This is a genomic window from Bradyrhizobium sp. USDA 336 (genome assembly GCF_044908355.1).
GTDB lineage: Bacteria > Pseudomonadota > Alphaproteobacteria > Rhizobiales > Xanthobacteraceae > Bradyrhizobium > Bradyrhizobium yuanmingense.
The window spans coordinates 1656061-1670628 of sequence record NZ_JBIYDC010000002.1; the positions used below are offsets into that span (position 1 = coordinate 1656061).

Annotated in this window: 3 protein-coding genes and 1 pseudogene; all 4 read left to right on the plus strand. The window is 63.8% G+C overall.

Features of this window, described 5'->3' with window-relative positions; all coding sequences use genetic code 11:
* The first annotated feature begins 419 nt into the window (after positions 1-419).
* The 4 genes and pseudogenes from ABIA45_RS08735 (at position 420) to ABIA45_RS08750 (ending at position 14410) form a co-directional block, all read left to right on the plus strand.
* Positions 420-8741, plus strand: a complete 8322-nt coding sequence (locus tag ABIA45_RS08735) for a peroxidase family protein (RefSeq protein ID WP_404651724.1) — start codon at positions 420-422, stop codon at positions 8739-8741.
* An 82-nt stretch (positions 8742-8823) separates the two neighbouring features.
* Positions 8824-10591: pseudogene (locus ABIA45_RS08740) on the plus strand (type I secretion system permease/ATPase).
* Positions 10588-13047 carry a calcium-binding protein gene (locus ABIA45_RS08745; protein WP_404651725.1) on the plus strand — a complete coding sequence of 820 codons (2460 nt, stop codon included), beginning with the start codon at positions 10588-10590 and terminating at the stop codon, positions 13045-13047. Before ABIA45_RS08740 ends, ABIA45_RS08745 begins: the two are co-directional and overlap by 4 nt.
* 37 nt (positions 13048-13084) lie before the next feature.
* Positions 13085-14410, plus strand: coding sequence for an HlyD family type I secretion periplasmic adaptor subunit (locus tag ABIA45_RS08750; protein ID WP_370157857.1), 1326 nt, complete (start codon positions 13085-13087; stop codon positions 14408-14410).
* Positions 14411-14568 lie beyond the last annotated feature (158 nt).

Sequence of the window (14568 nt, forward strand, 5' to 3'; positions counted from 1 at the left end):
CGCAAGGTGGCGTTCGCATCGAAAACAGTTCATCCCACCCTCTACCCACTGGATGAGCCGAGTTTGCGAGGTGCTCGTCCTGACATTTACCCGGGACGCTCTTGCCGCTCCGCGGCCCATGCGCACACTTCAGCTATATGAGACCGGTTCCCCCCGCCAAGGCTTGGCGCAGAAGCCACCTATAGCGCCGAAGGGTTTTATAGCGCTGAAGGTTTTTAAACTTCAAATAGGCTGTGGCCAGTCTCTTCCTTCGGACCAAGGTCTGAAGATCATTCCGACCTTTGTCTGAAATGCGGTCGGACCTTCCTCCATTCCGCACACGGCTTCCAAGCCTCAAAGTTGCTCAAGAGTTCACGGCTGCACCTTCAGGACACCTCACTCCTTTAGGCGGCGTCTGTGCCCAACATCGGGAGCGCGTCATGGTTTCCTACATCAAGAGCGATCTGGAATTCATCCTGGAGCAGATCAAGATTTCTGAGGCGCACGCGAGCGGTCAGCCGCTGTTTGGCGTTGGTGGGCTTGTGCCGGCTTACAACCTCTCTTTGGGTCTTCGTACGGTTGATGGCACCTACAACAATCTGCTGCCGGGGCAGGAGCGGTGGGGTGCTGCTGACATCCAATTCCCCGAAGGGCTCGGGACGGACTTCCGGCCGGCGAGCGGCACGCCGTTGGACTTCGACGGCCCGGGAGGAATGCCCCCGATCCCGACTCAGTCGACCTACGCGCCCTCCAACGATCCGAACTCCTTTGTCGTCGACGGCAGCATCCGTACGATCTCCAACCTTATCGTCGACCAGACGCTGAACAATCCAGCGGCGATCGTGACGGCGCTTGAGCGCGCCGGTTCGGCAGATCCGTTTGCGGACCTGGTGATTGTCCAGAACGCAGCCGAGCTGATCATCACGACAACCGCTGCCGCTACCGCTGCACAGGCTGCCGAGCTTGCCGCCGAGGCAGCCGTCGCGGCGGCAACGGCAACTCAGGTTGCGGCGCAGGCCGCCTATGACGCTGCCCTTGCGAATAACGGCGCGGCTGTCGCAGCGCTGGCCGCCACGTCCGACGATGCGGCCGCGGCCGCCGATGCTGCGACAGAAGCGGCCGCGATTGCACTGTTCGTCGGTGGCAACATCAGCGCTGCGGACATCGCCGCGGTCGAGGCCGCAGTCACAGCGGCGCTCGCCGCCTCCAACGCTGCCGCCGCCGTTGTGACTGGGCTATCTGTGGGCCATGCCGAATTCGCCGACGCGCAGGCCGTCCAGACGAACGCGCTGACGTTGCACTCGCAGTTGGTGGCGACCCGGGGAGCGTTGGTCGAAGGTCAGTCTGCAGCACCGCATTTTGCAACGATCGCTGCTGCGGCGACGTTGGCGGATGAGAATGTTGCGCCTGCCGAGAGTCTCACGGCCGATCTGACTGCGTTGGTTGATCCCGATGCTGTCGCGGAAGCTCTTGCCGCTCTGACAGCCGCCAACGACGCGCTGGCGACGGCAGTGGCAAACGAGGCGACAGCCGAAGCCGCCAGCGATGCGGCAGACGCGGCGGCAGCGGCGGCTATCGCAGGACTGGCAACAACCCTGGCTGAATTCGGCATCGAATTCGACGGCGAGAACATCAGCCTGCCCAACATCGCGCCGGACGGCGGCCTGTCAGCATCCTTCAACTCGTGGTTCACTCTGTTCGGCCAATTCTTCGACCACGGCCTCGACCTGGTGGGGAAGGGTGGCAGCGGTACTGTCTACATTCCCCTGCAGCCCGACGATCCGCTGTATGTACCGGGCAGCCACACCAACTTCATGGTGCTGACTCGCGCGACCGTTACGCCCGGAGCCGATGGCATCATGGGTACGGCAGACGATGTTAGACCCATCAACACGACGACATCGTTTGTCGATCAGAACCAGACCTACACCTCCCATTCTTCGCATCAGGTGTTCCTGCGGCAATACGTGCTGAACGCGGATGGAGAGCCGGTCGCTACCGGCAGGCTGATCGAAGGCGCCAACGGCGGCATGGCGACCTGGGGCGAGCTAAAGGCTCAGGCTCGCGATATGCTGGGGATCATCCTGACCGACTCCGACGTCGGCAATGTGCCCCTGCTGAGAACCGACCAGTACGGCAACTTCATCCCCGGAGCGAATGGCACACCGCAGGTCATCATCGGCATTGGCCCAGATGGCATCCCGAATACCGCCGACGATGTGACGATTTCCGGGACGCCGGATGCTCCTGTCGGCATTGCCGGTGCCATCCGCATTGGCCACGCTTTCCTCGCTGACATCGCTCACGATGCAGTTCCGACCGGCCTGGCGGATGGCGACATCGAGATCGGGCTCGGCAATCCAGGAAATCAACCGGCAGATCCCGGCGCATATGACAACGAGCTGCTCGACGCGCATTTCATCGCGGGCGACGGCCGTGTGAACGAGAACATCGGCCTGACCGCGGTCCATCATGTCTTCCACGCCGAGCACAACCGCTTGGTGGAGCACACCAAGGCGGTCATTCTGGCCACCGGCGATAACGCGTTCATCCAGGAATGGCTGGTGCCAGGTGCCGTGATCGGTGACGGCGTCAGCGACTTGGAATGGAACGGGGAACGACTGTTCCAAGCCGCCAAGTTCGGCACCGAAATGCAGTACCAGCATCTCGTGTTCGAGGAATTCGCACGCAAGGTTCAGCCCCAGATCAACCCGTTTGTTGTTCCCGACGGCTACGACGTCACGATCAATCCGTCGATTGTCGCCGAGTTCGCTCACGTCGTCTACCGCTTCGGTCACTCGATGCTGACCGAGACGATTGACCGGTTCGATCCGTCGTTCAACGCCGGCCATATCGGCCTTATCGAGGGCTTCCTTAATCCATTCGAGTTCGACGAAGTGGGCGGTACCGCGCACGGCGTCACCGACGAAGTCGCGGCCGGCGCGATCATCCGGGGTATGACCCGCCAGGTCGGCAACGAGATCGACGAGTTCGTGACCAGTGCGTTGCGCAACAACCTGCTCGGCCTGCCGCTCGATCTCGCCACCATCAATCTGGCGCGTGGCCGCGATACCGGCGTGCCGTCGCTCAACGCCGCGCGGCGCGAGTTCTACGAGGTGACCAACAGCGCGGCCGAGCTCAAGCCCTACGAGAGCTGGGTTGAGTTCGCTGCCAACCTCAAGCACGAGGCGTCGATCATCAACTTCATCGCGGCGTACGGAAACCACGCGCTGATCACCGGCCAGACGACCATCGAGGGCAAGCGTGACGCGGCGCTGACCATCATCACCGGGCAATCGGTCGGCGGCCTGTTGGTTCCCGCGGATGCCGAGGACTTCCTCAACGGCATCGGTGCCTACGGGGTCGACAACGCCCTGGGGGGCCTGGAGAATGTCGATCTTTGGATCGGCGGCCTCGCCGAAAAGATCTTGCCGTTCGGCGGCATGCTGGGTTCAACCTTCAACTTCGTTTTCGAGGTGTCGCTGGAGCAGCTTCAGAACGGCGACCGCTTCTACTACTTGCAGCGGCTCGACGGCCTGCATCTGTTCGGGGAGATGGAGGCGAACTCCTTCGCCGCCATGATCATGCGCAACACGGACGCCACCCATCTGCCATCGGACGTGTTCTCGGTCCCCGGCCTGATTCTCGAGATCGACCGAACCAAGCAATACAATCCGGGACTAGGTGAGACGGCCGGTGCGGATGGCATCCTGGCGGATGATCCGCTGACCGTTGGAGTCGATGAGAGTGCCGACAATCTCGGCAACGATCCGGTTGGCGGCGGAATCCTCACTCCGTTGGTCATCCGCAACAATCCGGCCACGCCGGGTGCGGATACCAACTACCTACGATACACGGGCGATCAGCACGTCGTGCTCGGCGGCACTGCCGGAAACGATATCCTTATCGCAAGCGAAGGTGACGACACGCTCCATGGCGATGCCGGCAACGACTTCCTTGAGGGTGGCGCCGGCAACGACGTCCACAATGGCGGCGACGGCGACGACATCATCAAGGATCTCGGCGGCGACGACAACATCAAGGGCGGCGCCGGCAACGACGTCATCAACTCGGGACCGGGGCTAGATCTCGTCCTCGGCGGTGCCGGCAAGGACTTTGTCTTCTTGGGCAACGACGCCGGCGGCGAGGTGTTCGGCGGTGAAGGCGATGACTTCATATATGGAAACAAGAACGCCGAACGCCTTCTGGGCAATGAGGGCAACGACTGGATCGAGACCGGCACTTTCGACGGCGCGCCGGGCGACAATTTCGACGAGCTCTTTGCGCGCGATGGCGTCGTCGGACACGATGTGTTCCTCGGTGATGGCGGTTTCGACGAGTTCATCGCCGAGGGCGGCGACGACGTCATGGTTGGCAGTCCCGGCCGTGGAAAGCTGGCCGGTATGTCGGGTTGGGACTGGGTGACGTACAAGGACAACACCTTCGGCGTCGACGCGGACCTGACGCGCGGTATCGTGTTTGATGAGTTCCCCAACCCGCCCGTGAACGGCACGCTCGACGCCTACGAGTCGGTCGAAGGCGTGTCGGGCTCGAGGTTCAACGATATCCTCACCGGCGCCGATACCCTGGCCGCCGATCGTCTGCCGTCATCTCTCGGCGGTTCGGAAGGCTACACCGGCAGCACAGTCACGGCCGAGAGCCTTGCGCTGATCAACGGCCTCGATGCAGTCCTGGGGACCGGCGTTACGTCCTACTCCGCGGGTGACATAATCCTCGGTGGCGACGGCAGCGACAGGATCACGGGCCGCGCGGGCGATGACATCATCGATGGCGACAAGTGGCTGAACGTCCGGATCAGCGTCCGTCAAAACTCGGACGGAACCGGCCCTGAAGTCGACTCGCACAGCAGCATGACGACGCTCGCTGCCGCCATGTTTGCCGGCACGTACAATCCGGGTCAGCTCGTGATCGTGCGCGAGATCCTGGCTACGGGCGACGCGGTCGTCGACACCGATACCGCGGTGTTCTCGGGCGCTGCCAGCGAATACATCTTCGCCGGCAATGCCGACGGCACCATACAGGTGACACACACCGTCGCGGATGGCGACGGATCCGACAAGCTGCGCGGCATCGAGCGGGTCGAGTTCGCGGGCGGCGAGTCATTTAACATCATCATGGGAACGCCGGGCAACGATCCGGCTCTCAATGGCACCAACCCGGGCGCCCCCGTGGGCAACGACGGCAACGACCTGGTCGTGGGGCTCGGCGGAAACGACGTGCTCAATGGTCTTGGTGGCAACGACATCCTGATTGGCGGCGACGGAACCGACACGCTCAACGGCGGCGACGGCAATGATGCACTCGACGGCGGTCTCGGTAACGATGCGCTCAACGGCGGCCTCGGCAACGACACCTACAACGTCCGCCTGGGCGACGGGAACGACACGATCACCGAACTCGACAACGGCGGTTCGGCCGATCGGCTCGTGATCCAGACGGGCAGCACAGAGGACCTCCCGGTTGCGCTCACGACGCTGAATGCCGCAGACAATGATACCGGCACGGCCAATGGCGACCTTGTCGTCGCCGTGAACGGACAGACGGTGACCGCCATCAATCACTTCGACGGTGGCAATCCGCAGCGGGGCATCGAGAGCATCAACTTCACCGGCGCCACCTACAATGGCTATCTGCTCGGTTTCGAGGACTACATCGTCAACCGTGCCGATCCGACCGGTTTCAGCCGCACGATCAACCTCGCGGCATCTACGGCTAACAACTTCGTCGCCGGCGAGAACCTTACCAACGACGAGATCATCGGCGGCAGCGGAAACGACCTGATCTTCGGCGGCACCGGCGACAACGAGCTGCAAGGCGGAGCTGGCGAAGACCTTCTGGTCGGCGGTTCGGGAGCCGGTGATGGCGACCTTCTCGACGGCGGGCTCGATGCGGACGTGATGATCGGCCTGAACGGCAACGACACCTACGTCGTCGACGATATCGCAGACGTCGTGGTCGAAGCCTTGAACCAGGGCACCGACACGATCGAGACCGAAATGGCCGTGTTGTCGATCGAAGCGGTCGCCAACGTGGAGAACCTGGCATACACGGGCATTGATGCCGATCCGTTCGTCGGTACCGGCAACGATCTCAACAACGTCATCACCGGCGGCGACCTCGCCGACACCCTGAGCGGACTTCTGGGCAACGACACGCTGACCGGCGGGCTCGGCGCCGACAGCCTGCTCGGCGGCGACGGCAACGATACGCTGAACGGCGGCGACGATGGCGATACGCTGAACGGCGGCATCGGCACCGACACGCTCAATGGCGGTGCCGGGGGCGACGCCATGGCGGGCGGCGCCGACAACGATATCTACGTCGTTGATGATGCCGGCGACGTGGTCAATGAGATCGCCGCGGGTTCGGGCGGAATCGATCGGGTCGACTCGTCCATCAGCTACACTCTTGGCACCAACGTCGAGAATATGAACCTGGTCGGAGGCAATACGATCAACGGAACCGGCAACGCTCTCGACAACACGATCGTCGGAAACAACGCCACCAATCAATTGTTCGGTGGCGGCGGTCTCGACGTCCTGACGGGCAACGGCGGCAACGATCTGCTCGACGGCGGTACCGGCAACGATACCCTGTCCGGCGGCGACAACAACGACGTGATCATAGGTGGCGAAGGCAACGACCTCATCGATGTCGGCACCGGCTTCAACACGATCGTCTACAACGCGAGCGGCTTCGGCAACGATACCATCAGCAGCTTCGATGCAGACGGGGGCACCGCGGCCACCCAGGACAAGATCGATCTCTCGGGTCTTGGAGTCACGGCGGCCAATTTTGCCACCCGTGTCTTCGAGAGCGCGTCCGGTGGCAACACCGTGCTCACGATCAGGGAGGGCGGTGCGGCCTCGCCGATCCAAGGCACGATCACGATCAATGGCATCGGCAACGCCTCCATCGACATCAACGATTTCACCCTGGCGACGACGCCGGCCTCGACGATCAACGGAACGGCAGGCAACAACGTCCCGCTGAACGGGACCGTCAATGCCGATACGATCAATGCCCTTGCTGGCAACGATTCGGTCAATGCCGGTGGTGGAAGCGACATCGTGAATGGCGGCACCGGCAACGACACGCTGAATGGCGATGATGGCGACGACACTTTCAACTGGAACGCCAACACCGCGACCGCGACGTCGCTGACCAACTCCGACGGTCGCGATATCGTCAACGGCGGAGCCGAGGGAGCTCTGGGCGATACCTTCGTGATCACCGGCAACGCCGCCGTCGCGGAGACCTACCGCATCTACACCCGTGCCGCCTGGGATGCGCTGCCCGGCAACATCGGGGCCAACCTCAATGGGGCCACGGAGATTGTCGTCACGCGCGGCGCGAATACCGATTTTGCCAATTCGGTCATCGCCGAGTTGCGCGAGATCGAGGAGATCCGAATCAACAACTCGGAACCCGTCGGCAGCGGCAGCGCAGGCGGCGACACGATCCAGGTGATCGGCGACTTCTCCGGCACCAGCCTGCGCCTCAACACCATCACCATCGATGGTGAGGAAGGTGACGACACGATCGACATCTCGGCCCTGACTTCGGCCCATCGCATCGTGTTCAAGTCCAACGGCGGCAACGATACCATCATAGGCGCCCTGCAGGCCGAAGATGTGATCGAGCTTCCGGAAGGAGCGGATCTCACGACCTACCACTTGGTCGAGAACCAGAATGGCACCCGAACCATCTCGAACGGGACCCATTCGGTCACCTTCACCGGCGTCGTGCCCTCCCAGTTCCGGACAGACGAACCGGACGAAGACGAAGACGAGAACGAAACGCCGCACGATGATGGCGACGACGAGGAGACCACGGCAACCGGTGTAGTCCGGACCGGGACCGCGCAGACCGACACGCTCGTCGGCACCGCGGCCGACGACAACATCGTCGCCTTCGCCGGAGATGACATCGCCATCGGAGGTGCCGGGGCAGATGCGATCGTGGCAGGCGAGGGTGCCGACTTTGTCAACGCAGGCAGCGGCCGCGACGTGATCTCCGCCGGCGCGGGCGACGACCACGTGTTGGCCGGGTCGGATGCAGACATCGTCTACGGTGATGACGGAGCGGACCGCATCTTCGGCGAGGAGGGCAACGACCTGATCAATGCCGGCAAGGGCGACGATACGGTGTTCGGCGGTGCTGGCAACGACCTGATCGTGACCGAGATCGGAGACGGCAACGACGCCTATTTCGGCGACGAAGGCACCGGCGGCTCCGGCAACGATACGCTGGACATGTCGGCGGCGAGTGTAGCCGTCACCGTCAATCTGAGCTCCGGACCTCTGATGAACGGTAGCGCCTCGAGCTCCCAGACCGGCAATGACACGCTATGGGGCATCGAGAACGTCACGACGGGCTCCGGCAACGACGTCATCGTCGCCGGCACCGGCGTCAACGTGATGAAAGGAGGACTCGGGGACGACACCTTCCGCTTCAACTCGGTGGAAGCGGCGAAGGGCGACACCATCGTCGACTTCGAGCCGGGCGACCGGATCGACCTCAGCGGCATCGATGCGAACTACGCCGCAGACGGCAACCAGAGCTTTACGCTGGTTTCGGACGCCGCCTTCACCGCGGCGGGGCAGCTCGCCGTGACCTTCGAGACGCGCGACGGCCAGGAATTTACCGTCGTCCAGGGCAATGTCGACGGCAACGCCGCCGCTGACTTCAAGATCGAGATCGCGGGCCACCAGAACCTCGGCTCCAACGTCACGCTCTAGCCCACGAGTCGTCGGAACGGGAGGCGCGCTGCATCCCGTTCCTGCCCGTGTCAGCTCCCTCGTACCACATGGCTCCTGTCAAATGCCGAAGTCAAAAGAGCTTACCCCCGCCAAGCGGCGGCGCCTGGCCGAACTGACGCGCGGTTTCCGCGGCATTGTCCTGTTCCTCTTCGTAATCTCCGGCATGATCAACGTGCTGGCGCTCACCGGCTCCGTCTACATGATGCAAATCTACGATCGCGCTCTGACCAGCGGCAGCATTCCGACCCTGCTGGTGCTGTCGGCGCTCGCGATTGGGCTCTATCTGTGTCAGGGCGGATTCGACGTCGTCCGCTCCCAGGTGCTGGTGCGGGTCGGTGCCCGGATCGACCGCAACATCGCGCCCCTGGCGCACCGCTGCCATCGACATGCCGCGCTTCGGGTTCTCTACTTCCGAAGCGCTGGAGCGCGGGCGCGACGTCGACACCGTACGCGGTTTTCTCGGCAGCCAGGGCCCTTCGGCGCTGTTCGACCTACCGTGGATGCCGATTTACCTCGCCTTCATCTACTTCCTCCATCCGCTGCTCGGCGCACTCACTTTCGCCGGCGCTCTGGTTCTCGTCGTGCTGACCGTCGTCAGCGAGGTCATGACTCGGCGCCTCATCCTGGCCGCCCGCAAGGCGGCGATGGAACGCAACGGCATCGCGGACTGCAACGCCCGCAACGCCGAAGTCCTCAAGGCGATGGGCTTCGCCGGCCGCGCCGTCGGCCGCTTCAACGAGGCAAATGCCGAGCATCTCGACTTGCAGACCCGGGCCAACGACATCACCGGTACCTTCGCTGCGATCTCGCGCGTGCTCCGCATGATACTGCAGTCGGCTCTGCTCGGGCTCGGCGCCTACCTCGCCATCAAGGGGGAGCTTTCGGCCGGCGCCATCATCGCCGTCTCGGTCGCTTCTGCCCGCGCGCTGGCGCCCGTCGATCTGGCAATTGGCAATTGGAAAGCCTTCATCGCTGCGCGTATGGCTTATCATCGCCTGCGCGACACTGTAATCGCACTCGCCGCTGCCGACGAGCCGATGCAGCTGCCCGACCCGGTTGCACGCCTCTCCGTCGAAAAGATCACCATCGCCGTCCCGGGATCCGGTCAGGTGGTGCTGAGCGAGGTCGGCTTCGAACTCGAGGCTGGACAGGCCCTCGGCATCATCGGCCCCAGCGCCGGCGGCAAGACTACGCTGGTGAGGGCGCTGACTGGCATCTGGCCAACGGTGCGCGGCAGCGTCCGGCTCGACGGCGCCGACCTCACCCAGTGGCGCGAGGAAGACCTCGGCAGACACATCGGCTACCTCCCCCAGGAGGTCGCCCTGATGGACGCCACCATAGAGGAGAACATCTGTCGTCTCCAACCCGATCCCGACTACCGTAAAGTGATCGAGGCCGCCAAGTCCGCAGGCGTTCACGAAATGATCGTCAAGATGCCGGAAGGTTACCGGACGAGGTTGGGGCCGCAGGGCAGCGCGCTCTCTGCCGGGCAACGCCAACGCATCGCGCTGGCGCGAGCGCTCTATGGCGCCCCCTTCGTGGTAGTGATGGACGAGCCGAACTCGAACCTCGACGGCGAGGGCGAAGCGGCGCTGACCGCGGCCATCGAGGGCATCCGTGCCCGCGGCGGCATTGCGATTGTGATCGCGCACCGGCCGAGCGCGCTGGTGGCGGTCGATCTCGTCGCCATCGTCCAGGCCGGCCGCATGATCGCCTTCGGCAAGAAGCAGGACATCATGACCCCGGCCCTGCAGCCTGCGCCGACGGCGCCGGCCGACATGCTTCCTGATCCCAAAATGCCCGAGCCGAAGATCCGGAGACCTGCATGACAATCAACGTCCAGGCCACCCGGCAGAGTATCAAGGCGGCCGTGCCTGGTCATGAGGACTATCAGGAGAAGGAGGATCGCGGCCGCCGCTTCGTGCCGCTGATCTTCCTGCTGATCGTTGGCTCGTTCTCGGCCTATCTCAAGAGCTTCCTGCCCGCGACGCTGGACGCCGGCGAGGCCCGCGGCCAGCCCCGCGGCTCGGGCGCCGAGGAGGGGACCTTGAGGGAGGAAGCGCTGGCGACCGCCGAGGAGCCGGGACCTGGAGAGGAGCCCGCGCCCGCCGAAGCGTCCGGGCGAAGCGACAAGGTCAGGATCTCGGCCCCTACCGACGAGCAACCCGGCTCGTCCGGAGCAACCGATTTCAGTGCTCGGGCTCGCACTGATAGACCCATGCTGGAAAGAGGGTCGGGTGAAAGCCCGAAGATCGCCAATGACAACCGACCGCTGCCGCGCCAGGAGAACCCTTCTGTAGGAGGAGCTGGCGGTGGCGGTGGGGGTGGCGGAGGGGGCGACGACAGGCGCCCAAATCCGCGCGCTGAGCGCGAGCCTCCGTCACCCGATCACCGCAACCGCGCTCCGCGCGTCTCGGGCGCCGTGCACCTTCCTGACGCCGTGGCTTGCAACGGGCTGGCGATATCGCTAGCGGCGCTCTTGGCCGGCACCATCGACCCGGACGGCGACACCCTAACCGTGGTCGGCATCTATTCGTCCTCCGGCACGCTCACCCCGGCCGAGGACGGCTGGGAATTCGACCGCGACCAAGGCATGCTCGGTGAGGTCAAGCTGACTTATGCGATCAGCGACGGCACCCACGTCGTAATGCAGACGGCCTACTTCAACGTCGTCGAGGCGCTGCCGATCACAGGAACCGATGCGGACGAAAACCTACTCGGCACCCAATGCGCCGAAACCATTGTGGCGCTCGGCGGCGCCGACAACATCGACGCCAGAGGTGGCGACGACCGCATCTCGGGCGGCGCCGGCGACGACCATATTTTGGCGGGCGCTGGCCACGATGTGGTCTATGCCGGCGACGGCAACGATATCGTATTTGCGGGCGCTGGTGACGACGTGGTGTTCGGTGGCGCCGGCAACGACCGCTTGTTCGGCGAGGACGGCGACGACACTTTGATCGGTGAGGCCGGCAACGACCATCTCGATGGCGGCGCAGGCCGCGACATCCTGTTGTCCGGAGCCGGGAACGACACTCTCGACGGCGGCGCCGGCAATGACACCCTCGATGGCGGCGGCGGCGCGGACCGAATAGCGGGCGGTGCAGGTAACGACATCCTGTCCGACGGGGCGGGCCCTGACCAAGTTCACGGCGGTGATGGCGACGACCATCTGCTGGCGTCGGCAGACGCCGCGGACGACAACTTCAGCGGCGGGACGGGCAACGACATGCTGGACTATTCAGCAGCGAGCTCACCCATGACCGTGAATCTCGCCGCGGGCCGGGCCTTTGGCGCCGACATCGGCAACGATGTGATTTCGGACATCGAGGCCGTCATCGGCGGCGGGGCGAACGACGAACTGACGGCCGGGGCGACCGCGGCTTCGATCGACGGTGGCGGTGGCGACGACGTCGTGACCGGCGGCGCGGGCAACGACACGCTGAAGGGCGGAGCCGGGACGGATACGTTGAGCTATGCTTCGGCTACCTCCGCCGTAACCGTCAATCTCGCCGCGCAGCGGGCCTCCGGCGCGGGTATCGGCGCGGACCACATTGTCGAACTCGAGATCGTCATCGGCGGTGCGAGCGATGATGGGTTGACCGGCGGCGCCGGGGACGACGTGCTGGTAGGCGGCGCCGGCAACGACACCATCGCCGACGGCGCGGGCTCGGACAAGGTCGAGGGCGGTTGCGGCGACGACGTCGTGCTGGCGTCCGCCGACGGCGTCGACGACCAATACGAGGGCAATTCGGGCAACGACGTCCTAGACTATTCGGAGACCACGATTACCGTCACCATTGACCTGCGCAATGGCACCGCGCAAGGGGTCGAAATCGGCAAGGATCTGATCAACGGCTTCGAGGAGATCATCGCAGGCTCGGGCAACGACATGATTTACGCCGGAAATGGACCGGTGGTTTTGACCGGCGGCGCAGGTGACGACTGCTTCACGTTCCAGTGCGACGACGACGGAGTTTCGGAACTGAACACCGTGAAGAAGATCACCGACTTCACCGTCGGCGACAAAATCGTGGCGGCTACCTATCAGATCACCATCAAGGACGGCGACGATGCCGAGGAAAAGGTCGCCGACTTGTTCGAGCAAATCTACCTCGACGAAAAGGATGGCAGCCAGCAAAACCGGTCCGTGCGCTTCCGTTTTGAGGAACTCGCCGATAGCAAATACACCGCGATCGACGTCGCGCGCAGCGATGACGAGGACGTCATGACCATCGAGGTCGCGGGCCACCACAATCTACAATTCACTCCACTCCACTTCTGAGAGCGAAACCATGAAGCACGTCGATGCATCCGAATTCGTGCAGCCGGTCCCGCGGCGGGACGCGGTCCGCCAACGGCCGCTGCGACTGTGGCCGCGCATTCTGGCTGGTCTTGTGCTGACTGCGTTGCTGGTGGCCGGGTGCGGCGGCTGGGCGGCCTGGGCGATGCTGGAAGGCGCTGTGGTCGCGGCCGGTACCGTGAAGGTCGACCAGAACCTCAAGGAGGTGCAGCATCGCGATGGCGGCATCGTCAAGTCTTTGGCGGTGCGCCAGGGCGACCAGGTGCGGGAAGGTCAGGTGCTGGCGACCTTGGACGACGTCCAGATCAAGGCCGAGCATCTGATCGTGCGTGCGCAGATGGTCGAGGCGCTCGGACGCCGCGCCCGTTTGGTGGCCGAGCGCGACAACTTGCCGTCGATCGAATTCCCCTCGGACATGCACACGCTGTTTCCATCGACTGCCGGGGCGGTGATCCACGGCGAGACGAGGCTATTCACCGGTAACAAGACTGCGCGCGACAGCCAGAAGGAGCAGCTCGAGCTCAGCATCGCCCAGACAGGCGAAGAAATTAGAGGCATGGAAGCCCGCCTTGCCGCCAAGGAGGAGGAAGGCAGGCTTGTCGGCGCCGAACGCGAGAAGCTGCAGTCATTGTTCGACCGCAAGATCGTCGAGTATCAGCGTGTCTACACTTCCCAGCGTGACTATGCGCGCATCATGGGTGAGCAGGGCGAGATCCAGGCGAGCATCGCCCGCGCCAGGGTGCGGACCAGCGAAATCCGTGTGCAAATCATCGCCGTGGACCAGAACGCTTCGACCGAGGCCCAGAAGGATCTTCGCACGGTGGAGGCACGCATCGCCGAACTCCAGGAACGCAAGCTCGCTGTCGAGGACCGCCTGTCCCGCACCGAGATACGCTCTCCGGCGTCGGGGTATATCAATGAATTGTTCGCTTACACCGTCGGCGGCGTCATCACGCCGGCGGCCAAGATCGCCACTGTGGTGCCAGAGGACGCCGACCTCAAGTTCGAGATCCGGATCTCGCCTGCGGATATCGACCAAGTCAGAGTTGGACAGCCGGCGCGCATCCGCCTCTCCGCCTTCAACCGCACCACCACGCCGGAACTCAAGGGCAGGGTCGCGATGGTGTCGCCGGCCTCGGCCCGCGATCCCTCCAACGGCCAAGAGCACTACATCGCGCACGTTCACCTGCTTCCGACCGAGGATGCGGTAGTTCAACTAAATGGCATGAAGCTGGTGCCCGGCATGCCAGCCGAGGTATTTGTTTCGACCCTGGAGAGAACCGCCGCCTCGTATCTGGCGAAACCATTCACTGATCAGATGAATCGTGCCTTCCGCGAACGCTGACAGCCGATATTGACAAGAGCGAGCCGAAGATCATCGGGTTTGGTGGTCTCTTCTTGCACGATCCGAGGGATGGCGAGGCTGTCTCAGGGCGATATGGCGGAGCAGGGCTTGAGTTCTGGGGGTATTCGGATCCATAGGCGGGTGTCACCGCGCGGAAA